Genomic DNA, 21,269 nt, shown 5'->3' with positions numbered 1-21,269 from the left:
GCCGGTTGGCGGGTGGCCACGGGCTTAGGTCAACCCGAGCCGCGCCATCAGGTCGGCGTCGATCTCATCGAGTTGGCGCGAGATCGCGGTGTGGGCGGCGCGGCGGCGTGCGCCGGGCATATTCTCCGCCGCGGTGACGGCCGCCGCCAGGTCGGTGAGCCGTTCGGAAATAGCGGCCACGAATTGCTTGGTCTCGGCGTCCTTGGGCTTCTCCTGCACCGCGCGCAACGATTGCTCGGCGCCGGCGATACGGGCCGACAACCGGCCGCCGTGTCCGGAAAACTGGCCGATCTGAGCCAGCGGAACACCGAGCTGGTCGGCCCGCCGCTGGTCGATCAACCCGCGGGCGGCGATCGAGGCCCGGTAGGCCAGCGGCACCACGATCGGCGCGAGCAGCCGAGACACCGTCAGGATTCGGCGAATTCGCGTCGGTGACAGCAGCTTGCCCTCACGCACCGCCTTGAGTTCGGCCTCGGCAACCTTCAACGCCGTCTGGTCGCTATCGCGCCGCGCCCTCAATTGGTCCCTGAGTGCTTTCGATTCGGCTCGCTGTGCGGCTTTGAACCGGCGTGCCTCGTTTTTCGCCGACAGCTTCGCCTCGAGTTTGGCCCGGGCTTTGATCGCGCGGGCCTCGGCACGACGCGTCGCGCGGGTCTTTCGCTTGCCGAATAGGCCCATTCGCGGCCGCCTCCCCGGGTATCTCGTCGACTGTCGAGGTGCGTGTGCCCCATCGATGGGCCAACCCTAGCGGGAAGGGCGCAACAGCGGCTGCGGGGTGGGACCATTCGCTGATGGATCAAGATGACCCCGAGCAACGCATCGCCGAACTAGAAGACAGTGGGCCGACGCGCAAGCGGCTGCTGCTACAGATCACGGTGCTGAACATCCAGGCGCGCCAACGTCCACGGCCGAAACCACTCAGCATCCTCCACTGACACCTGCCGATATTAAAAAGGTGGCTTTCAGCAGGCCGCCAATCGGAATGCGGGGATACAACGAAGACGAGGTTGATGCATTTCTTGACCGAGTCGAATCAGAACTGAGCCGACTAGACGGCACGGGGGGACGCCTCGACGCTGGTCAGCAATATCAGCCGCAGACACAGCCGGTCGTGGCGGACGACGGATCGACACAGGGGCGCAGCCGGCGGTCGGTCGGGATTGGCGGCTGGCTGACCACAGTCGTTGTAGCGGGGATCCGGCTGTACATGTTCGGCGACCTCGTGTGGGACGTTTACGGGTATCACGTCGGCACGCCGGCGATGGCGACGGACGTTCGATGCCTAGGGGACGCGGACACTGCTAACGCGCGCTGCAGTGGTACCTGGAGCGTCGGTGGGCAGTCCCGGAATGGCCCGGATCCACCGAGTTCCCGAGAATTGGAAATTCGGACAGCCGCTGGATGTTCATGCGCACGGCGGTACCGCGTTTGCCTCAGGATCGACAGGCTGGCGTTTGGCCGCGACGATGCTCGTCTTCCTCGTCGTTATCGCGATGAGTTTAGGCGGTTTTCGGGCCTTGGACCGCCGCTGGCGTCGGTGGCGCACTCGGCGCTAGCGGTTGTACTTGGCCCCAGACTATGCGTCGAGGTGTTCCTTGCGGCGAAGCTCGTCAACGCGCTGCGCGAGGTCGTGTTTCGCCTCCGCGGACAAACCGCTGGCGCGAAGCGCGATACGCCGAACGCCCTCATCGCGCATGGTCATCAGCCACGCCAACTCTTTGTCGAGCTTTTCGTAGTATTCGTCGTCGGTGAAGTAGGCGGGCCTGATTCGGAAGAAGTTCGCCAAGGCGGCCATGGTGGCGGACGACGGGTTTGTGCGGTTGCCCGAGCGTAGCTGCGACAGGTAGGGAGCCGACATCGTGATGCCCTCCGATTTGAGCGCGGCGATCACCTCAGCGGAGGTATGCGGCCCCCGTCCGGGCGGATAAACCGTGTCGAACAGGCGGTTCAGGCGGGCAGCAAACGTCGTGCTCATCGATATGACCTCCACCGGGTCGGTCGAACAAATAATTCCTTCGAGGTATTTGCTGATCATCGTAGCGAGAGTTATCGCCGCAACCAAGTGCAAACTTTGCGAGAATTGCGGCCGAGGACCGTCGCGCTCGTTGACGACGCTGTCACGGCGTGCCGAGCTTGGTTTTCAGCGGATTCACATGTTGTAGCAAGCGAATTGTGTGACGATCCGTCGCCTCCGCGCTCAGCGACCGAGACAGGTGGTCTCGTCGGTCGAGTGCATCCGACGCTACGGCAACCGGTGCGCTGCGCCGATGCCTCGAAAAGCTGATTTGCTGTCACGCCGTCCGTCGGCGCATGACGGGCACGGTCGTCGCGCTTACTCGCCCAGGACCGTGGACTCCGTCAAGGCGATGGTATCCGCCGCCGGCGCCGATCGTGCGCTGTACAGTGACCGATCGCAATCGGACGTCAGCGTCCCCTCCGGTCAGTACCAAATGCGGCGGGCACCTGGCTATGACGCGAGGAACGGATTGAACCGGTCGCTGGACGCGGGTGACGCAGCTACGAGGTTGTCACGTAAAGGCTTCTGGGCGACTTCAGCTGAGTCATCGCGGTCGCAGCTGTGGCCGCGCGGAGGCTCAGATCAACTCGAGAGCGCGAATCATGTTGGCGGAGAGGAAGCTTGCCAATATGGACACCTCGATACCGACCGACTGAGACGCGCCTGCGCCGTCGAGGGGGCCGGCGCGCCCGGGCCGTTAGAGGCCCAGTGCCTCCACCCCACCAAGGAAGAGCGTCTCCGCAGGGAAATAGAAACCATAGACTGAACCGGCGAGGTCGTCCCCTAAAGCTTCGACATAGTTACCGCCGGCCAAAGCCGACGCAGCGTCGCTGAACAGGCCCTGAGCGATACCGAGCAGGGTTTCCGAGTCGGTCACCGCGTTTGCGAAATCTGTGGGCGGCGAAACGAAAACGTCAGGGTAACCAGTGATTGGTTGGCCCGCAATGGCCTCGGCCGTACCCAAGAGGACGGTATAGGGAGCAGACACGAAATCGTTGTCCACACCGGTGAAGTACGCTGCAGACCATCGGTCACATCATCGCCGCCGAAATCCGTCGAAGCGTTATCGAAAGCGGTCTGACCAGCAGCGAAGTTGCCCTCGACTCCGTTGAGGATGTCGGTGAAATCGTCGGCGCGGGCGGTCGGCGCGGTTGCCGCCGACATCATTGCGGCGGCCCCGACAGCACCTACAGCCGCGTCCAGACCGACCAGGACGGCTCGCGATCTCTTGTTACCCATGTCGGACCCCGTCCCTCGATTTCGGCAACGAATACTCCGCCGCTCAGGGAGTTGCCAGCATATCGTCATCTAATTCTCAGGAAATACATAGGTAAGTCGTCATGCAGGCTTACGAGGCCGGTCGGCGACGTCCTCGTGCTACCCGCCGGCGGCGCCATCAGCAGCGTGCCATCGCGGAGTTCGGAGCGGTCCGGTCTAGTCGGTGAAAGTCGTTAAGCAGCTAGCAGCATCGCCAGGATCGCGGTGTCGGGATGGCTGATTGGGTCGACGCCGACGCGACTCACCATCGAGGTGATCGTGCCGTCGGCTTCTGCCTCCACCCAGGCCGCACGGTGCTCCAGGCCCAGATACGGCAGCCCGGGCAGCAGCACGCATCCCGACGCCGCGCCGTTGCATTCGGGCAACGACGGTGTGGTCTCCGACGGTGGATGCAGCATCAACAGTGCCGGTGGCTGATGATCGGCGAAATAACCTGGCCGGATGGCGGATTCGCCAACTACCGGACCCTCCGCCAGCACCAGGCCGACGGTACCCGGCGCAGGAGCGTCCGGCAGCTCTTCACGAGCACCGAATACCGTTGTGGTGTTGAGCAATCCAGGTAGCGACGCTACTCTGACCGCAACCATCAACAGTTGCGCCCACTCCTTCGTCGAGTCGGGCCAACGCCCGGAAATCACAAACCCTTTCAACGCACCACGAGAATGAAATGGGGCCACCTCGATGGCCCGCCCTGATCCCGTTTCCATTTCGCCCTCCCGCCATACGTGATTCGGGTACCCAGCGATGCGCCGGTGGGTCGGTCAGATCAGCATGCGACAGCCTGGGAATACCCGCAAGCTGACACGAGCAAAACTCCAACAAAGGCGAAAAAGAAACACCGCCGAAATAGTGAACGGGGCGCCGCGCGAATGGCGCGACGCCCCGAACAGGCGAATTCAACCGAAGTCAGCCGGCGATCAGGCCCTTGGCCTTCGAAGTGGCCGCCGCATAGCGCGATTGCACATCTTCCCAGTTCACGACGTTCCAGAACGCCTTGGCGAAGTCCGCCTTGACGTTCTTGTACTGGAGATAGAAAGCGTGCTCCCACATGTCGAGCACCAGCAGCGGCACCAGGCCGAGCGGGAAGTTGGTCTGGTGGTCGTAGACCTGGAATACCAACAGCTTCTGGCCGAGGCTGTCCCAGCCGAGCGCCGCCCAGCCCGACCCCTGCACGGTGGTGGCAGCCGAGGTGAACTGACCGCGGAACTTGTCGAATGATCCGAAGGCCTCATCGATGGCTGCCGCTAGCTCGCCGGTCGGCTTGTCACCACCGTTGGGGGACAAGTTCTTCCACCACAGACTGTGGTTGACGTGGCCAGCCAGGTTGAACGCTAAGTTCTTCTCGTACAACAGAATTGCCGAGAAATCTTCTTTGGAACGTGCCTCTTCGAGTTTCGCGAGGGCGTCGTTGGCGCCCTTGACGTAGGTGGCGTGGTGCTTGTCGTGGTGAAGCTCGTTGATTTGACCCGAGATATGCGGCTCCAGTGCTCCGTAGTCCCAGTCCAGGTCGGGCAAAGTGTATTCAGTCACTCAGATTCCTTCCTTCGATGATCGTTGCCGATCTAGTTCTGACGCTCCACTCGCAGGCTGTCAGCGGCGCGGCGGCTTGGGTTGGTGAACCATGATCAACCCTGCTCCATCGCAGCGCGCACCGCAAGAACGAGTGCCATGGGTGGATACCCGGCGGCGGGGGTTCAGAACCAAACGATGAGCGCGAGGACCGCCAGCAAAACCAGGGCGATCAGGCCGGCGCGCAAACCGGCAAGCAAATAGGAGCGATTGCACGTGGGCGACGTGGTGTACCAGTGCGACGAGGATCCCGCCGACTGCGGTCCGATCGGTTGCGTTGTCATCGGATGACCACCTGCACGTCCAAGTCTCCCCCAGTGAGATGAGTCACAACTACTTCCAGTGCTCGCGATCATAGCCCCTTGGCGAACCGGGGGAAAATTGAGCCGGAAGCGGGTGGTTGACCAGCGTCTTTTTGCTGGGCGACGACGGCCACCAAGCGGCGATCGACGCCGTGCGGATCGGCCGGGCGGGTGATTTGCCGCGGCGTGTTTGGTGTGACATCCCCCATACGGGGGATGCTGCGTGTCGCGTGAGGTGTGCTGAGAATTCGCTCAGCGTCCGGCAAAACTGTCGATCGCGACGCGGGATCCGCCCGCTGTTATCCACAGCTGTTGACGCGACCGACGTATTGACCGCGCGTCAATGCAACGGGCGCCGGATCACCCCCTGTGGATAAACCTGTGGAAACTGTGGATACCTGTTGGTAGCTGGATGAGGCCTCCTGCACGGCCGGTTTCCGCATGCCAAGATCAAGGCCATGGACGGTGAACCGGTGGTCGCACAGACAGCTGTCGGCGAGCTGCCCGCCGAATTCGGGCCGGGCACGGTGTTGCTAGATGTGCGTGAGAATGACGAGTGGCAGCGCGGTCATGCCGCCGACGCCCGGCACATCCCGATGGGTGAGGTGCCGGCCAGGGTCAACGAGATCGACCCGCAGGCGAAGTTGTACGTGATCTGCAAGGCCGGAGGGCGTTCCCAGAAAGTGGCGGAGTATCTGGCCGGCAATGGGTACGAACCCGTCAACGTCAGTGGCGGGATGCTGGCATGGGCCAGCGCCGGCCGTCCGGTGGTCACCGATGACGGCGGCCCTGGCAGCGTCTGACGGGGCGTGCACGAGCACCGTGGCCGAGCAGCCGGTTTTGACGGTTAGGCTGATGCGGTGATCCGCGCTGGCGACGATGCAGAGCGTAGCTCTGTGGAGGAGTGGCGCCAATGATCCAAGTGTGCTCCCAATGCGGCACACGCTGGAATGTCCGTGACCGCCAGCGTGAGTGGTGTCCACGCTGCCGCGCAACGCTGCTGGCGCCGTCGACGGAGACGCCCCAGGCCGATTCGCGCTGGAGTGCCGGCCCACGAACACCGCCGCGGTTACCACCGGGCTACCGGTGGATCGCGGTGCGTCCCGGCCCGGCGCCACCGCCACGACGTCGGCGCCGTCCACTCGGGCCGACGCCGCGATACCCGGTGATACCGCGCTGGGGTCTGCAGGATCAAGTCGAGCTCGATCGTGCCGGGCAGGGTTCGGCGGGGCGACAAGCGCCACCGGTGAGCCGGGTGCACGCGGTGTTCTTCGCGACCGCGGTGACGCTGGGCAGTGCGGCCCTGGTTCATCTGTTGCGCTACCTGTTGATGATCATCAACAGGACCGTGTTGCTGAATTGGCTGGTGGCTGACGCGGCGGCGCTGCTGAGCGTTTTGGCCAGCCTGGCCGCGATCACGGCGGTGATCACCTACGCCGTGGTGCTGACGCAATGGTTGATCGCACGCCGGGCCGCGGCTTTCTCCCATCGCGGTAGGCCGGAGACCCGTACGCCGTGGGCACTGCGGATCGGCTGCCTGCTTCCGCCGTCGGTGGCGATGGTCTTGGCCATCACCTTCGCCGTGGTACGCGTCGCGAGTGGTCACACCGCCAGCTGGGCGTTGATGGCCGCCTGCGTGGTGTTCTCGTGTCTGCCGCTGCTGGCCTCGGTGTGGGCGCTGGTGTATGTCATCGAGCTGGCGAAAACCGAGGACAACTACAGCCGGCTGCGCGGGCCGATCTGGAGATGGTGGCTGCTGTGGCTGCTCAGCTGCGTGACGTCGGTCTTCGCGTCGATTACCAGCGGGGCGCAGGATGCCCAGGGAATCGCCAACAACACGGCGGCCATCATCGTTGCCTACCTGCTGGCGTTGGGCGCAGTCATTGCGACCGAGAAGCTGTTCGAGGGATTTGAGCGCAAACCGGTCGAACGGCCCGCCCATCGCTGGGTGGTGGTCGCTGACGATGGTGCGGCCGCGGTGGGATCAGCGGGATCGGCTCCAGCAGTTGAGTTGTCGGGTGAGGAACCGGCAGCATAGTGCCATGACGCGGGCCGACGAGGTGGTGTCTCGGCACCCGTTCGTCGTGGCCCACCGCGGCGCGTCGGGTGACCTGCCGGAACACACCTTGGCCGCATACGATCTGGCGCTGCGGGAGGGTGCCGACGGTGTCGAATGCGATGTCCGGCTCACCCGTGACGGTCACCTGGTCTGTGTCCACGATCGCCGGCTTGACCGGACGTCGACCGGTGCCGGTTTGGTGAGCACGATGACCCTCGCCGAGCTGCGCGAGCTGGAATACGGCGCCTGGCACGGCAGTTGGCGCGCAGACGGCGCCCACGGCGATACCGGCCTGTTGACGTTGGACGCCCTTGTAGCGCTGGTGCTGGACTGGAAGCGGCCGGTGAAGATCTTCATCGAGACCAAGCATCCCGTCCGCTACGGCGCACTGGTGGAAAGCAAGTTGCTGGCGCTGCTGCATCGCTTTGGTATCGCCGCACCGGCGTCCGCGGACCGGTCTCGCGCGGTGGTGATGTCGTTCTCCGCGTCCGCACTGTGGCGGGTCCGGCGGGCGGCGCCACTGCTGCCCACGGTGCTGCTCGGCCGCAGTCATCGATACCTGGCCAGCAGTGCGGCCAGCACTGTCGGGGCCACCGCGGTCGGGCCGTCACTGGCCACCCTTCGCGAACACCCCGAGCTCGTTGACCGTGCGGCGGCGCAGGGCCGGGCGCTGTACTGCTGGACCCCCGACGACTACGAAGACGTCATCTTCTGCCGGGACGTGGGGGTGGCGTGGCTGGCCACCAACCATCCCGGCCGCGCCAAAGCCTGGCTCGACTCACCTGATCAAGGCCTGACCGGCGCCGACGTTCAGTAGCCGCCGCTAGAGTCGTCCCCCGGCGGCGGCCGGCGCGTCGGATGTGCTACGCGCCGAGTCGATTTCCCGTGCGACGAAGTTCTCCAGGTCGAACAAGTTCGCACCGGCGCGATCGGCGACCCGCACCAGCGACGTCATCAGCGCCATCTCCTCGACCTGCTCCTTGAGGAACCACTGCATGAATTGTTCGCCGAGGTAGTCGCCTTCGTCGCGGGCGACGGCGGCCAGCCTGCTGACCTGTTCGGTGACCGCTCGTTCCTGATCCAGCGCTAATGCCAATGCATCCCGTGGGGTGTCGAAGTGGTTGCGCACACCGTCCACCCCGGGGATCTCGACACGCGCGTCGCGGTCGAGCAGATACTGCACCAGCATCATCGCGTGATTACGCTCCTCGACGGCCTGAGCGTAAAAGTGCTTCGCCAGCTGACGCAGGTCGGCGCCGTCGAAATAAACGGCCATCGCAATATACTGTTGAGCGTTGGTGAATTCGCTGTAGATCTGCTCCTGCAATAATGCATGGAATTTTGTTTTGGGGGCATCCCGGTCATTCATGTTGCCAACGCTACTGCAGGTCAGATGCCTTGTCACCCAAGGTAATACTTACTCAGGCGAGCTTTGCCTAAGTAAAGAAAGGCTACGTTGGGTCCATTAATTGAAGCGATTTCTGCCAAGCGGCCGACATTTAGTCCGAATGGCAGGTAATCGTTCGCAAATCGCTGCGCTAAGGCCGGTCGCCGAGAACGGTCGACGGTACCGGCTGATCGGCAGCCAGTGCGTCGAACAGCCGGGCGGCCTTCTCGTGATCCCACACCACGACCGAGCCGACGTCGCTACCGGTGAACTCGCCGATCGGGACGGTCAGCGCGGTGGTCGATCCGTGCAGCGCCCAGCCCAGCCGGGCCATGTCCCACGCGTGATCGCCCTTGTCGATGGTCAGGGCGCCGGTCGCCGCGTGTGCCACCGAATACCACCGCCATGGGTTCAGCCATACCGCCGGGCTTGCGGCGCGATGCAGCACCGCCGACATGAACTGTCGCTGATTGACCATGCGGTCGAGGTCGGCCCGCGGAGTGTCCCGGGAGCGGACGTAGCCGAGCGCGTCGCGGCCGTCCAGTTTCTGGCATCCGGCGGGCAGGTCGATGCCGGCAAGGGAATCGTTCATCGGCTCCGCAGGACAGACGGTGACCCCGCCGAGCGCGTCGACCAGGACGGCGAACCCGTTGAATCCGACCTCGGCGTAATGGTCCAGACGCAGTCCGGTGGCTTGTTCCACCGTCTGCGCCAGTAGCGGCGCCCCGCCCATCGCGAATGCCGCGTTGAGCTTGTCGCGGCCGTAGCCGGGAATCGGCACATAGGAGTCACGCGGGATGGACACCATTGTCGTCGGAGTGCGTGACCTCAACGCCGGCACGTGGACCAGCAGCATGGTGTCGGTGCGGCCGTTGCCGGTGTCGCCGCCGGTCGCCAACGCCTGCTGCTGCTCGACGGTGAGGCCTTGCCGGCTGTCCGAGCCGACCAGCAGCCACGTGCTGCCCCGTCCGGACGCCGGCCTGCCGGGGTAGTCCGTCAGCACCGGCTCGCGGTGCAACGCCGTCTCCATCCGCAGCGTGCCGCCCAGGATGCCGGCGCTGATCAGCAGAACGACGGTCACCAAGCTCAGCGAAATGAGTTGGGCCCACGCCCTTTTGCGTCGCGGCCGGGGCTTGCGTGGCGGTGCCGGCGGCGGACCGGCACGACGTATGCGCACGGTTCGGGCTTCCGACGCGGCCGTCTTGGGTGGTGGCGGCTTGGCCGGCGGTGGGCGTCGAGGCCCGCGACGGATCACCGGCGGCGGCTCGGGGGGTTGGGGGTTGTTCATGACCGCCTCAGTGCAGCCAGCGCAGATGGCCGGCCAGCAGCGCGTATCCGACAAAAGCCACGGCGTCGATGATCCCGTGTGCGATCACCAACGGCCAGAGCCGGCCGGTGCGCTGCCAGGCATAGCCGAACACCAGGCCCATCGCGACATTGCCCAGCCCCGCGCCGAAGCCTTGGTAGAGGTGATAGGTGCCGCGCAGCACGCTTGACCACGCCAGTGCCGCGCGCGGGCCGACGCCCAGCTGCTTCAACCGGGTGAGCAGGTAACCGACGACGATGATCTCTTCGGCCCAGCCATTGGCGAAGGCGACCAGCAGCAGCATCGGGACCCGCCACCAGGTGTCACCCAAGCTGGACGGGACGACCGACGCATTGATGTGCAATGCCCGCGCGGCCAGGTAGAGCGCCAGCCCCGGCAGGCCGATCAACGCGGCCAGGCCGACGCCGCCGGGAAGATCAACGCGCCAATCGAAGCGCGCCAGCCCGATCCGGGCGGGGCTTAATCCGCTGCGCCACAACAGATATAGCCCAAGCCCGCCCCAGGCGATCAGTTGCACGACGAAGGTCGCATTCAGGCCGAGGTCGATCAGGTCGAAGTAAGACCGCCGCGGGTTGAGCGGGATCCGCTGAGCGCTGAGGTTGCGCAGCACCGAGTCGGCAAGTTGCAGGATCGCGGTGACGCCGCTGAGACCGAACGTCACGCACAACACGATCGCGAGCTCGAGACGCAGCGCGCGGCGCTGCGTCAGCTGCGAGTCGGCGGAACTTAGGGGCTTATTCGGCGGGACTGCCACCTCGACACGGTAACCGGGGCCCGCGGTTACTCAGTCTCGGCGGGCCCGCAATCCGTTGACGAACGGGCAGCCCATCAGCACCCGGATGGCCTGGCCGAGGCCGGTGACGTCGTCGACCGGCTGACGGAACGGCAGCCGGACGTCGCGGTCACCGTCGGCGCTTTCGACGCGTAGCCGCACGCCGTAGCGGTCCACCCCGAGCGGGCGGACGTCGCCGCGCCGCAGCCGCGCGGGCAGCCGGGCGGCCAGTCGGGCGACCACGTCTTGGTGGGCGGTGTCCAGGTGCCGAATCCAGCACGACTCGAACGCGCAGAACGGGTCGGGCCGCGCGGCCAGCAGGGTCCGCACGTCGACCGCCTCGGCCCCGGTCGCGTCGGTGACCACTACCGACTCGATCTCCAGTCGAGCCAGCAGGTAGCGGGTGTCGTGCTCGGCGACGGGACCCGATTCCGGCGTCTGCACTTGCAGCAGTGCCGGGTTGGCATCCTGGGCGGCAATCCTGTCCAGCATCCCGCCCACGGTTGGCAGCGGCACCTGGTGGAGCCGGCCGCGGATCCAGACCAGCGAGCGCACCGGCTCACGCAACGGCAGCGGCGCGTAGTCGGCCAACTCCAGCACGGCCTGCGCCCCGCCGTCGGCTAGATGCGCGGCCACCGCCCCACCGACCGGAACGGTCACCGCGAACGAACCGTCGCCGAACAGGTGGTGCAGCGGGGTGGTGAGCGGCTCGGCGCCTTCGACGGCCAGCAGCGCTCCGCCCGCCCGCACACAGGTGCTGCGGATCCGCTCGGCCGTGGTAGGGGCCGGGCAGTTGGCAAGTGTCATCGTTGACCGTCCTGGCTCGTCCGGAAATCTAGTGAGGTAAGCCTAACTTAACTAGGGCGATCGGACGGCACAAGACGTATGGTTCGATAGGGTTTTGGTCGTGGCAGGCATCGCGTATCTCGGTCCTGAAGGGACCTTCACCGAGGCGGCGCTGCTGCAGATGATCGACGCCGGCATGGTTCCGCAATACAGCTCGGCCGCGCCGCGGCGGCTGCCGGTAGACAGCACGCCCGCTGCTCTCGACGCGGTCCGCGACGGCACGGCCGCTTACGCCTGTGTGCCGATCGAGAACTCGATCGACGGTTCGGTCATGCCCACCTTGGACAGTTTGGCGATCGGGACGCCGCTGCAGGTGTTCGCCGAGCTGACGCTGGACGTGGCGTTCAGCATCGTCGTCAAACCGGGTATGACGGCCGCCGACGTGCGGACGCTGGCTGCCTTCCCGGTCGCCGCGGCGCAGGTGCGACGGTGGCTGGCCGCGCATCTGCCAGCGGCCGAACTGCGCCCGGCCAACTCCAATGCCGACGCCGCGCAGCAAGTCGCCGACGGCCAGGTCGACGCCGCGGTCAGCTCGCCGCTGGCCGGCACCCAGCGCGGATTGTCGAGTCTGGCCGACGGTGTGGTCGACGAAGCCAACGCGCGCACCCGCTTTCTTCTGGTCGGTCCGCCCGGGCCACCGCCGGCCCGCACCGGCGCCGATCGCACGTCGGTGGTGCTGCGAATCGACAACGCGCCGAGCGCGCTGGTATCGGCACTCGCCGAGTTCGGTATCCGCGGCATCGACCTGACCCGTATTGAATCCCGCCCCACCCGAACCGAATTGGGTACCTACGTGTTCTTTTTGGACTGCGTCGGACACATCAACGACGACGCCGTCGCCGAGGCACTCAAGGCACTGCACCGGCGTTGTACCGATGTGCGTTACTTGGGTTCGTGGCCGACCGGAGTACCGGCCGGCGCGCCGCCACCAGAGCTGGACGAGGCATCGGGCTGGCTGTCGCGGCTGCGCGATGGTTCGACCGGCGAGGGGCCGGCGCGATGAGCGGTCGTCTGGTGTTGGTGCGACACGGTCAGTCGTTCGGCAACGTCGATCGCCGGTTGGACACCCGCCCGCCGGGTAGCGAATTGACGCCGTTGGGCCGCGACCAGGCGCGGACTTTTGCCCGCGACGGGTTGGGCCGGCCCGGGCTGTTGCTGCATTCGGTGGCCACCCGCGCGGCGCAGACCGCGGCGGAGATCAGCGCTGAGGTCGACGTGCCGGCCAGCGAGGTCACCGGCATCCACGAGGTGCAGGTCGGCGAGCTGGAGAACCGCAGCGACGACGAGGCGGTCGCCGAGTTCGACGCGATCTATAAGCGCTGGCATGAGGGGGAGCGGGAGGTGCCGATGCCGGGCGGCGAAAACGCCAACCAGGTGCTGGACCGCTACCTGCCGGTAGTCACCGATCTGCGGCTGCGTTATCTCGACGACCACGAGTGGACCAGCGACATCGTCGTCGTCAGCCACGGCGCGGCGATCCGGCTGACCGCCGCCGTGTTGGCCGGTGTCGAAAGCACCTTCGTGCTCGATCATCACCTCAAGAACACCGAGGCGGTGGTCCTGGCGCCGGTCACCGACGGACGCTGGAGTTGCGTGCAGTGGGGGACCCAGATGCCGCCGTTCTACCCCGAGCCAGAGACCGACGGGGTGGAGCCGGGCGCCGACCCGATGGGCTGACCGGCCTACGGGGTGGTCGGATTCAGATCGCGATCGCGGACGCAGCGCCCACCTCGGCGCAGCTGCAGCCGACCGCGTCGCAATCGATGACGAAGGCGTGCGGCATCAGCTCCGGGCTGGTGCACCCCTCCTCGGTGCACTCCGACCGGTGCAACCAATGGCGAATGACCGTGCCGTGGCAGTGATCCAACCCTGCCCGGCAGTCGCGGCAGTCTGTGCGGCTCATGCGCCGTTCTTAGCACCGATCGCCGACAACTTGGCGACGCCGCGCCTGTCGGCTAGCGGTTAAGTTGCTCAGGCCCAGCCCAGTTCGTGCAATCGGTCGTCGTCGATGCCGAAGTGGTGGGCGATCTCGTGAACCACGGTGACTTTCACCTCTTCGACCACCTCGTCGTCGTCATCGCAGATGTCCAGCAACGCGTCGCGGTAGATCGTGATCGTGTCCGGCAGCGAACCGGCGTAGTTGGAATCACGTTCGGTCAGCGCCACACCCTCATACAGGCCGAGCAGATCGGCTTCGTCGGGGTGACGGTCGGCGACCAGCACCACCACGTTGTCCATCACGGCGGCGAGCCGCGGCGGGATCAGGTCGAGCGCATCGGACACCAGCTCGTCGAACCGTTGCGGATCCATCCGCACGGCCACTCGGCTATCCCCCTGGAGGAGGCGGTGGCGGGGGTGGGGCTTCCGGCGCGGGCGGCGGGGGTGGCAGTGCTGGTGCCTCGGGAGCCGGCGGTGGCGGTGCTTCGGGGGCGCCAGGGGCAGGCTGAGCCGGCGGTGCGGCCGGTGCGGGCTGCTCCGGTGCGGGTTGCTGACCCGGAAGGTGTTGGTTGCCCTGCCGTTGGCTGCTCGATCCGCCCGACGACGATCCGCCCGACGACGATCCGGCCGACGACGATCCGGCCGACGCGGACGATCCGGCCGACGACGAGGATGATCCGCCGCCGGTGCTCGGGCCGACCGGGATCGGCGGCAGGTTGAGCCGCTCCGCCGGGATGTCCGGCGGCGGAACGGGCGACTGACCGTTGATCCGCAGCGGTCCCTTGGCGCTGTTGAGCAACGTCGCCCAGCCGCCGTTACCCAGCGTCGCCCCGATGCTGCAGGCAACCTGCCGGCTGCCGGCCGACCAGCTGGGCAACGACAGGGTGCTGTAGATCAGCGTCAGGGTGGTGCTGCGCAACTGAACCGGTGCGAGGTAGGCGTCCGTCAGCCGGGTGCAGGAGTCCTTGATGAAGCCGTCCTGTTCGGGCTCGGGAGGCAGCGCGTCGGGAAACTTGGCGAGCAAGTTGACCGTGCCGGTGACCTCCATCGCGTGCGGCGCTGCACAGTCGACCGGAATGTCAGTGGGTTGATTGGTCGACGGGTCGATACCCAAGCAGGTGCCGTCCGGCCAGACCTTGGACTGGTCGACGTCGGCGACCTTGCCCTTGAAGGCGACCTGTTCGTTACCCGCGCCGGGCAGCTGCACGCCGCACAGCATCCGCCGCTCGCCGTTTTGCCGCCACGCTTTGTCGCCGGACCACAGCATGCTGATGATGAACTTGCTGTTGGGGTCGAATTTAGCGCCCAGATAGCGGCGTACCGCCGACTCGCACTGCTCCTGGCTGATCTGCTCGATGCGGGTGGCCGACGGCGGCGGGGCGTCGGGGCCGTACTCCGAACCGGGGAACGTCCGCATGTCGATCGACTCGGCGACCTCGAACCGGTGCTCGTCTTTGCAGTCGACGATGGTCGCGGCTTCAGGCATCCGATCCGGCCACATCAGGCAGTTGCCGCTGGTGGCGTGGTTGAACGCGTCATTGCCCTTCGAACCCGTGCTGGGCACCGGGTCGATGTAGCCGGTCAGCCGACCGGGACCGCCCCCGATCGGCAGGGCCGTGACGAGCCCGGCAATGAGCAGACCGCCCAGCGCGGTCAGCAGCAGCGCGCGCCGGGTGGCCGATGCCTGCAGAGCAGTCAGCCACTCGACCCGCGGTAGCCGAAGTCCCAGCCGCCCGGCCAGGGACTTGTGCTGCTCGGATGAGTTCGACATTGGCTCCATTCTGACAGGCTCACCAGGTCCCGTGACAGCTGTTGCAGAAGTAGGGTCGTGTGGTTGTCGCCGGCGGGCGCCTCACGCGTAGGGTTCTAGGCCGTGATCGACCTGAAGTTGCTCCGCGAAAACCCGGACGCCGTGCGCCAATCCCAGCGAAGCCGCGGCGAGGATCCGGCTCTGGTGGACACGCTGCTGGCAGCCGATAGCGCCCGGCGGACCGCGATCTCGACCGCCGATTCGCTGCGCGCCGACCAGAAGGTCGTCAGCAGGGAGGTGGGCAAGGCGTCGCCCGATCAGCGTCCGGCGTTGCTCCGGCAGGCCCGCGACCTGGCCGACGAGGTAAAAGCCGCCGAGGCCCAGCAGGCCGACGCCGAGGCGACGTTTACCGCCGCCCACATGGCTATCTCGAACGTGATCATCGACGGTGTGCCAGCCGGCGGAGAGGAGGACTTCGCCGTCCTGGACGTCGTCGGTGAGCCGGCCGCGATCGACAATCCGAAAGACCACCTGGCACTCGGCGAGGCGCTGGGTCTGATCGACATGGAGCGCGGCGCCAAGGTGTCCGGATCGCGGTTCTACTTCCTGACCGGTCGGGGCGCGTTACTCCAACTGGGGCTGCTGCAGCTGGCGATCCGGCTGGCGACCGACAACGGTTTCATCCCGGTCATTCCACCAGTGCTGGTACGCCCGGAGGTGATGTCGGGCACCGGCTTCCTCGGTGCGCACGCCGACGAGGTGTACCGGGTGGAGGCCGACGACCTCTATCTCGTCGGCACCTCGGAGGTGCCGCTGGCCGGCTACCACGCCGACGAGATCCTCGACCTGTCCGGTGGGCCGTTGCGCTACGCCGGCTGGTCGTCGTGCTTCCGTCGCGAGGCCGGCAGTTACGGCAAGGACACCCGCGGAATCATCCGGGTGCATCAGTTCGACAAGGTCGAAGGATTCGTTTACTGCACGCCGGACGACGCTGAGGCCGAGCATCAGCGGCTGCTGGGCTGGCAGCGTGAGATGCTGGCCCGCATCGAAGTGCCCTATCGGGTAATCGACGTGGCCGCAGGCGATCTCGGCTCGTCGGCGGCCCGCAAGTTCGACTGCGAGGCCTGGGTGCCGACGCAGCGCGCCTACCGCGAGCTGACCTCGACGTCCAACTGCACCACGTTCCAGGCCCGCCGGCTGGCGACGCGCTACCGGGACGAGAATGGCAAGCCGCAGATCGCCGCGACGCTCAACGGCACGCTGGCCACCACCCGCTGGCTGGTAGCCATCTTGGAAAACCACCAACGGCCCGACGGCAGTGTGCGGGTCCCGGACGCGCTGGCGCCGTTCGTCGGCACCGAATTGCTCGAGCCGATCTAGCTCCGGCGTTTGCGCCGACGAAGACAGCAAAGAGAAAATCGCGCCACATTCCTCAACTATCATCGTCTGACCAACGTCCTGCATGCGTGGATGGGGCAACCGCGGCGAAGGGTGTAAGCGCGATGGGCTGGCTCAAACTGTGGTGGCGACAAGCCGACCACTACGACCGGCTGAGTGCTCACCTACAGGCCCGCGGTATGGCCATCGTCGCCCGCGCCGCCATCGTGGTGATCGCCGCGGGCTTATCGGTTGACGCGGTGGGCACGATCTGGACCCCCACCGGTCCACGTGGCGTTATCCCGCTGGCCTGCACGCTGACCGCGGCCGTGAGCGCCGCGGTTGGCGCGCTGTTGTGGGCCCTACGCTGGCCAACTCGCGCAGCGGCGACGGGGTTCGCCGTGCTGTCCACCGCGAGCATCGCCCTGATCGCGCTGGCCCAGCACAATCCTCTTATCTCCATGCTGACGTGTGCGACGTTTGTGGCTACGGCCAGCTATATCGCGCTGTTTCACGGCGCGCCGTTGATGGCCTACAACTTCGCGGTCGCCGGCGTGGTCAGCGGCGTCGTTGCCGTCCGAATGGCGGCGACGTTTGGCGTCGTCGCCGGCCTGGTTGATTACTTGCTGCTGCTGTTACTCAACGTGGCTGTGCCCTCTGGTATCCAGGTGGTGGTGCACATGCTCAGCTCCGACGCCGAACGGGCTGAGCGGGACGAGCTCACCGGCCTGCTGACCCGGCGCGCCTTTCGTCGGCGCGCGAAGGACCGCCTCGAGCAGGGTCGCGACGGGCTTGCCCACTTTGTGATCGCCGTGATCGACTTGGACCGGTTCAAGCAGCTCAACGACAACTACGGACACCGCACCGGCGACGATGCGCTGGTCTCGGTGGCACGTGCGCTGCGCGACACCACCGACGACACCGCACTCATCTGCCGTTCGGGCGGCGAAGAATTCGTGATCGCCGACATCTGGCATCCGGACGAGGTGCAGCTGCGAGCGCAGCAACTGTGTGACGTCATCGCCGCACTGCCGTTCGGCGTCACCGCCAGCATCGGAACCGCCGGCATTCACCCTGCGCACCAGGCCGGTGACGGTGTCGACTTACTCGCGGAGTTGATCGCGGCGGCCGACGGCGCGATGTATGCCGCCAAACGGCGCGGCGGAAACCAGACCGGCCGCAATCGCTCGCCGATCCCGCCGCCGCGAGACGCTTTTGCGACATACGAAAGTGATTACCGCAGCGACGATCTCACCGCCTAGGCGGGCACCTTCTGGAGGGCGTGTTCATGCCGCCGCTGCCGTTCGACGGTGGCGAAATACCAGGCCAGCGGGAAGGAAAAGCTGGTGAAGAAGCTGGCGAGGAAGAACAGCCAGGGACGCCGGATGCCACGCCGGTAGCCGTCAACGATGGTAAACACCGGTAGCAGAATGACATTCGCGATGATGTAGTCCTGATCGCCCGATCCGGCAGCCGGATTGGCGAACTGCTGGGCCAGGAAGTGCGGGTAGCTGGCCGGCCCTTGCACGATGCTGCCTTGTCCACCCGCGGCCAGCACGAAGTGGATGTTGAAATACCAGCCCAGCACGATCGACGCGATGCCGGCCGCGTAGTAAACACATTCCAGCGGCGAAAGCCACGGCCCGTCGGCCGGTTTGGCGTAGATCTTCGGGTTCGACGCGAGAATCCAGCCGATAACGGCAAGCCCGAGGATTGCGTGAATGTAAAGCCAGATCATGGGCGAAGTCTCACCTTGTCGGTAAGTTTTGTCAATAATGACATAACAAGAAACTGAGGTACCTTACTGCCATGGTCCGGCCCGCGCAGACAGCGCGCAGCGAGCGCACGCGAGAGGCGCTGCGTCAGGCTGCGCTGGTGCGATTCCTGGCCCAGGGTGTCAAGGAGACCTCGGCCGAGCAGATCGCCGCCGATGCCGGAGTGTCGCTGCGGACGTTCTATCGCCACTTCCGGTCCAAACACGATTTGCTGTTTGCCGACTACACCGGACTGCACTGGTTTCGCGCAGCGCTGGACGACCGGCCGGCCGATGAACCGATTATCGATTCGGTCCAATCGGCGATCTTCTCGTTTCCCTATGACGTTGAAGCAGTGGCGAAAATCGCCACGTTGAGGGGCGACGAGCTAGACCCGGGCCGCATCGTCCGCCACATTCAGGACGTCCAGGCCGACTTCGCCGACGCCATCCAGGCGCAGCTGCAACGCCGTAGCTGTGTCGCGGACCCGACGCCCGATGAGCGGCTGCTCATGGCGGTGACCGCGCGGTGTATCGCGGCAGCGGTTTTCGGTGCGATGGAAGTGTGGATGCTGAGTGACAACCGATCGCTGGGCGAGCTGGCGCGGGTGTGCCATGTGGCGCTGGAATCGCTGCGTGCCGGCATCACCGATGCGTGGTCGTCTGACCCAGTTTCGTCATAATTGACAAAACTTCCCATCCGTGCCAGCCTGCGCAAGCAGAGCGGCAGGCTTGAGAGGCGGGAGCAGATGACCGATTACGACGCGATCGTCATTGGTGCCGGACACAACGGATTGGCCGCCGCCGTGCTGCTGCAGCGTGCCGGGCTGCGCACGCTGTGTCTGGAATCCAAGCTCTACGCGGGTGGGATGGCGTCCACCGTAGAGCTTTTCGACGGCTACCAGTTCGAGATCGCGGGCTCGGTGCAGTTCCCCACCGCGCCGGTGGTCCGCCACGAACTCGGCCTGGATACGCTGCCGACCATCGACCTCGACGTGATGTCGGTGGCGCTGCGCGGCGTGGGCGACGATCCGATGATCCAGTACAGCGACCCGATCAAGCTGTTCACCCACCTCAACGAGGTGCACGGGGCGGACGCCGTCAACGGAATGGCCGGGCTGATGGGCTGGGCGCAGGCGCCGACCCGGGCGCTGGGCCGGTTCGAGGCCGGCACGCCGCCGAAGACGATCGACGAGATGTATGCCTGTGCGACAAACGAATTCGAACGCTCGGCGATCGATGACATGCTGTTCGGCTCGGTCACCGACGTGTTGGACCGCTATCTACCGGACCGCGAGAAGCACGGTGCGCTGCGCGGTTCGATGACCGTCCTGGCGGTCAACACCCTCTACCGCGGGCCGGCCACGCCCGGCAGCGCGGCGGCACTTGCCTTCGGGCTCGGCGTTCCCGACGGCGACACCATGCAGATGAAGAAGCTGCGCGGCGGCATCGGCGCGCTCACCGCACACCTGGCCGAGTCGCTGGTCGACGGCGGCGGTGAGGTTCGGCTGCGCACGAAGGTGACCGAGATCGTCGTCAACGACGGCAAGGTGGGCGGGGTGCGCACCGAGGCGGGGGAGACCCTGACCGCCCCGATCGTGATCTCCGCGATCGCGCCGGACGTGACGGTCAACGAGCTGATCGACGCCGCGGTGCTGCCGGCCGACATCCGCGAACGCTATGCACGCATCGACCACCGCGGCAGTTATATCCAAATGCATTTCGCGTTGGACGAGGCCCCCGAGTTCGCCGCGCCCTACGAGGCCCTCAACGACCCGAGCATGCAGGCATCGATCGGCATCTTCAGCACGCCGGAGGAGGTCCAGCAGCAGTGGGAGGACTGCCGGCGCGGGATCGTCCCCGCCGACCCGACGGTCGTCTTCCAGATTCCCTCGCAGAACGATCCCGGCCTGGCGCCCGAGGGCAAGCACGCCGCGTCGGCGTTCGCGCTGTGGTTCCCGATCGAGGGCGAAGTCGACTACGGCGCGGCCAAGGTCGAGATGGGTCAGCGGGTGATCGACAAGATCACCCGGTTGGCGCCCAACTTCGAGCGCAGCATCGGCCGGCACACCACTTTCACGCCCAAGCACATGGGCGTGATGTTCGGCGCGCCCGGCGGTGACTACTGCCACGGCCTATTCCACGCGCAGCAGGTCGGACCGAACCGGCCCGGGCCGAAAGGCTATATCGGCCAACCGATTCCGCTCCACGGGCTTTATCTGGCCAGCACCGGATGCCACGGCGGGCCGGGGATCACGTTCATCCCCGGGTATAACGCGGCCCAGGCGGCGCTGGCCGACGCCGGCCGCTGACCGCCTCTGGCTAATCCAGCTCGTCGAGTAGCCGGTCCAGCAGCGCGGTGAACTCGTCCGGATCCGCCGGGGTGAAGGCGGGACTCGGTCGGGTCCCCGGCACGTCCAGAGTGATCAGCGTTGACCGCAGCGGCCGCCGCACGTCCAACGGCAGCCAGCGGCGCAGATCCGAGCTGCCCCAGATGCGGAAGCGGTGCATGAACAGCCCCAGCGGCTGCGCTTTGTACCCGCGGATTCGGCCCAGCGCGACGATCTTCGATGTGCCAGACGGAAAGTGATAGCGGCGCAACGTGATTGCCTCCCGGTCCAGCTGGACCAGGCCGTCGTCGTAGGAGCCGTAGGCGCCGTAGCCAGCCGCGCTCACAGCCGGGAGCTCCGAAGCTCGTGGCCCCGCGTGGTGAGGCAGCGGCCGTTCTCCAAGTTCCACTGCCACCCGTGCAGGTTGCAGGTCAGCGTGCTGCCCTCGACCGCCCCGAACTTGGACAGGTCTGCCTTCAGATGCGGGCACCGTCGCTGAATCTCCCAGCCGTCCATGGTGATCGACGCGGTGTCGTCGTGCGCCTCGCCGAACCAGCCGTCGGC

26 protein-coding genes and 1 pseudogene are annotated in these 21,269 nt (G+C 66.2%); 11 read left to right on the top strand and 16 right to left on the bottom strand.

Annotation, left to right across the window (positions count from 1 at the left end):
* Window positions 1–24: 24 nt before the first annotated feature.
* Entirely contained in the window at window positions 25–678 is a 654-nt protein-coding gene (locus tag VKI00_RS12825; protein ID WP_324437862.1) for a DUF6474 family protein, read from the bottom strand.
* A 113-nt stretch (window positions 679–791) separates the two neighbouring features.
* Here VKI00_RS12825 and VKI00_RS12820 point away from each other — a divergent pair, with 113 nt between their 5' ends.
* The gene (locus VKI00_RS12820; RefSeq protein ID WP_324437860.1) at window positions 792–935 is read left to right on the top strand and encodes a hypothetical protein; all 144 of its coding nucleotides are present in this window, start codon (window positions 792–794) and stop codon (window positions 933–935) included.
* A pseudogene (locus VKI00_RS12815) lies at window positions 932–1,051 on the top strand (DivIVA domain-containing protein); the annotation flags it as partial. The gene VKI00_RS12820 and the pseudogene VKI00_RS12815, both read left to right, overlap by 4 nt.
* A 525-nt stretch (window positions 1,052–1,576) precedes the next feature.
* Here the strand turns inward: VKI00_RS12815 and VKI00_RS12810 are convergent.
* The 5 genes from VKI00_RS12810 to VKI00_RS12790 all read right to left on the bottom strand — a co-directional run bounded on the left by VKI00_RS12810 (window position 1,577) and on the right by VKI00_RS12790 (window position 5,148).
* Window positions 1,577–1,975, bottom strand: a complete 399-nt coding sequence (locus VKI00_RS12810) for a transcriptional regulator (protein WP_324437858.1) — start codon at window positions 1,973–1,975, stop codon at window positions 1,577–1,579.
* Between the two features lie 739 nt (window positions 1,976–2,714).
* Complete coding sequence (locus VKI00_RS12805; RefSeq protein ID WP_324437856.1) at window positions 2,715–3,020, bottom strand: hypothetical protein; 306 nt, start codon at window positions 3,018–3,020, stop codon at window positions 2,715–2,717.
* A gap of 448 nt (window positions 3,021–3,468) precedes the next feature.
* On the bottom strand, window positions 3,469–4,002 hold the full coding sequence (locus VKI00_RS12800; protein WP_324437854.1) for a peptidase: 534 nt from the start codon (window positions 4,000–4,002) through the stop codon (window positions 3,469–3,471).
* A gap of 199 nt (window positions 4,003–4,201) precedes the next feature.
* Window positions 4,202–4,825 carry a superoxide dismutase gene (locus tag VKI00_RS12795; protein WP_324437852.1) on the bottom strand — a complete coding sequence of 208 codons (624 nt, stop codon included), beginning with the start codon at window positions 4,823–4,825 and terminating at the stop codon, window positions 4,202–4,204.
* Window positions 4,826–4,989: 164 nt separating this feature from the next.
* Window positions 4,990–5,148: a hypothetical protein gene (locus tag VKI00_RS12790; RefSeq protein WP_324437850.1), complete on the bottom strand. Its 159-nt coding sequence runs from the start codon at window positions 5,146–5,148 to the stop codon at window positions 4,990–4,992.
* Window positions 5,149–5,624: 476 nt separating this feature from the next.
* On the opposite strand from VKI00_RS12790, the gene VKI00_RS12785 reads away from it, so the two are divergent.
* From VKI00_RS12785 to VKI00_RS12775, 3 genes are all read left to right on the top strand, one after another.
* Entirely contained in the window at window positions 5,625–5,969 is a 345-nt protein-coding gene (locus tag VKI00_RS12785) for a rhodanese-like domain-containing protein (protein ID WP_324437848.1), read from the top strand.
* Between the two features lie 110 nt (window positions 5,970–6,079).
* Window positions 6,080–7,204, top strand: a complete 1,125-nt coding sequence (locus VKI00_RS12780) for a DUF4328 domain-containing protein (RefSeq protein ID WP_324437846.1) — start codon at window positions 6,080–6,082, stop codon at window positions 7,202–7,204.
* 4 nt (window positions 7,205–7,208) lie between these two features.
* The gene (locus tag VKI00_RS12775; RefSeq protein WP_324437844.1) at window positions 7,209–8,042 is read left to right on the top strand and encodes a glycerophosphodiester phosphodiesterase; all 834 of its coding nucleotides are present in this window, start codon (window positions 7,209–7,211) and stop codon (window positions 8,040–8,042) included.
* A 6-nt stretch (window positions 8,043–8,048) separates the two neighbouring features.
* On the opposite strand, the gene VKI00_RS12770 is transcribed toward VKI00_RS12775, so the two are convergent.
* The 4 genes from VKI00_RS12770 to VKI00_RS12755 form a co-directional block, all read right to left on the bottom strand.
* The gene (locus tag VKI00_RS12770) at window positions 8,049–8,594 is read right to left on the bottom strand and encodes a ferritin (protein WP_324437842.1); all 546 of its coding nucleotides are present in this window, start codon (window positions 8,592–8,594) and stop codon (window positions 8,049–8,051) included.
* Window positions 8,595–8,763: 169 nt separating this feature from the next.
* A complete protein-coding gene (locus VKI00_RS12765) occupies window positions 8,764–9,900 on the bottom strand; it encodes an LCP family protein (RefSeq protein ID WP_324437841.1) in 1,137 nt (378 codons plus the stop codon).
* Window positions 9,901–9,907: 7 nt separating this feature from the next.
* Window positions 9,908–10,693 carry a type II CAAX endopeptidase family protein gene (locus VKI00_RS12760; RefSeq protein ID WP_324437839.1) on the bottom strand — a complete coding sequence of 262 codons (786 nt, stop codon included), beginning with the start codon at window positions 10,691–10,693 and terminating at the stop codon, window positions 9,908–9,910.
* A 30-nt stretch (window positions 10,694–10,723) separates the two neighbouring features.
* Window positions 10,724–11,518, bottom strand: a complete 795-nt coding sequence (locus tag VKI00_RS12755; RefSeq protein WP_324437837.1) for a DUF2470 domain-containing protein — start codon at window positions 11,516–11,518, stop codon at window positions 10,724–10,726.
* Window positions 11,519–11,618: 100 nt separating this feature from the next.
* On the opposite strand from VKI00_RS12755, the gene pheA reads away from it, so the two are divergent.
* Together pheA and VKI00_RS12745 are read left to right on the top strand one after the other, a co-directional pair.
* A complete protein-coding gene (gene pheA, locus VKI00_RS12750; RefSeq protein WP_324437835.1) occupies window positions 11,619–12,560 on the top strand; it encodes a prephenate dehydratase in 942 nt (313 codons plus the stop codon).
* The gene (locus VKI00_RS12745; RefSeq protein WP_324437833.1) at window positions 12,557–13,234 is read left to right on the top strand and encodes a histidine phosphatase family protein; all 678 of its coding nucleotides are present in this window, start codon (window positions 12,557–12,559) and stop codon (window positions 13,232–13,234) included. Before pheA ends, VKI00_RS12745 begins: the two co-directional genes overlap by 4 nt.
* A 22-nt stretch (window positions 13,235–13,256) precedes the next feature.
* Here the strand turns inward: VKI00_RS12745 and VKI00_RS12740 are convergent, their stop codons facing one another.
* The 3 genes from VKI00_RS12740 to VKI00_RS12730 all read right to left on the bottom strand — a co-directional run bounded on the left by VKI00_RS12740 (window position 13,257) and on the right by VKI00_RS12730 (window position 15,275).
* Window positions 13,257–13,460 (bottom strand): hypothetical protein, encoded by a 204-nt coding sequence (locus VKI00_RS12740; protein ID WP_324437831.1) that lies wholly within the window; start codon window positions 13,458–13,460, stop codon window positions 13,257–13,259.
* A gap of 68 nt (window positions 13,461–13,528) precedes the next feature.
* Window positions 13,529–13,879, bottom strand: coding sequence for a metallopeptidase family protein (locus VKI00_RS12735; RefSeq protein ID WP_324437829.1), 351 nt, complete (start codon window positions 13,877–13,879; stop codon window positions 13,529–13,531).
* Window positions 13,880–13,883: 4 nt separating this feature from the next.
* A complete protein-coding gene (locus VKI00_RS12730; protein ID WP_324437827.1) occupies window positions 13,884–15,275 on the bottom strand; it encodes a septum formation family protein in 1,392 nt (463 codons plus the stop codon).
* Between the two features lie 93 nt (window positions 15,276–15,368).
* Here VKI00_RS12730 and serS point away from each other — a divergent pair, with 93 nt between their 5' ends.
* Both serS and VKI00_RS12720 read left to right on the top strand, forming a co-directional pair.
* Entirely contained in the window at window positions 15,369–16,625 is a 1,257-nt protein-coding gene (gene serS / locus VKI00_RS12725; RefSeq protein ID WP_324437825.1) for a serine--tRNA ligase, read from the top strand.
* 122 nt (window positions 16,626–16,747) lie between these two features.
* On the top strand, window positions 16,748–17,884 hold the full coding sequence (locus tag VKI00_RS12720) for a GGDEF domain-containing protein (RefSeq protein ID WP_324437823.1): 1,137 nt from the start codon (window positions 16,748–16,750) through the stop codon (window positions 17,882–17,884).
* On the opposite strand, the gene VKI00_RS12715 is transcribed toward VKI00_RS12720, so the two are convergent.
* A complete protein-coding gene (locus tag VKI00_RS12715; protein ID WP_324437821.1) occupies window positions 17,881–18,360 on the bottom strand; it encodes a DUF2834 domain-containing protein in 480 nt (159 codons plus the stop codon). The genes VKI00_RS12720 and VKI00_RS12715 overlap by 4 nt on opposite strands.
* A gap of 71 nt (window positions 18,361–18,431) precedes the next feature.
* On the opposite strand from VKI00_RS12715, the gene VKI00_RS12710 reads away from it, so the two are divergent.
* Window positions 18,432–19,058 (top strand): TetR/AcrR family transcriptional regulator, encoded by a 627-nt coding sequence (locus VKI00_RS12710; protein WP_324437819.1) that lies wholly within the window; start codon window positions 18,432–18,434, stop codon window positions 19,056–19,058.
* A 66-nt stretch (window positions 19,059–19,124) separates the two neighbouring features.
* Window positions 19,125–20,687: an NAD(P)/FAD-dependent oxidoreductase gene (locus VKI00_RS12705; protein WP_324437817.1), complete on the top strand. Its 1,563-nt coding sequence runs from the start codon at window positions 19,125–19,127 to the stop codon at window positions 20,685–20,687.
* 10 nt (window positions 20,688–20,697) lie between these two features.
* On the opposite strand, the gene VKI00_RS12700 is transcribed toward VKI00_RS12705, so the two are convergent.
* Complete coding sequence (locus tag VKI00_RS12700) at window positions 20,698–21,051, bottom strand: hypothetical protein (protein WP_324437815.1); 354 nt, start codon at window positions 21,049–21,051, stop codon at window positions 20,698–20,700.
* Window positions 21,048–21,269, bottom strand: a 222-nt coding sequence (locus tag VKI00_RS12695; RefSeq protein WP_324437813.1) for a Rieske (2Fe-2S) protein, incomplete at its 5' end; no start/stop codon positions are given. The genes VKI00_RS12700 and VKI00_RS12695, both read right to left, overlap by 4 nt.

It is taken from the genome of Mycobacterium sp., assembly GCF_035314665.1.
GTDB lineage: Bacteria > Actinomycetota > Actinomycetes > Mycobacteriales > Mycobacteriaceae > Mycobacterium.
The sequence above is the reverse complement of the archived record's forward strand: the minus strand, read 5'-3'. Positions and strand labels throughout refer to the sequence as shown.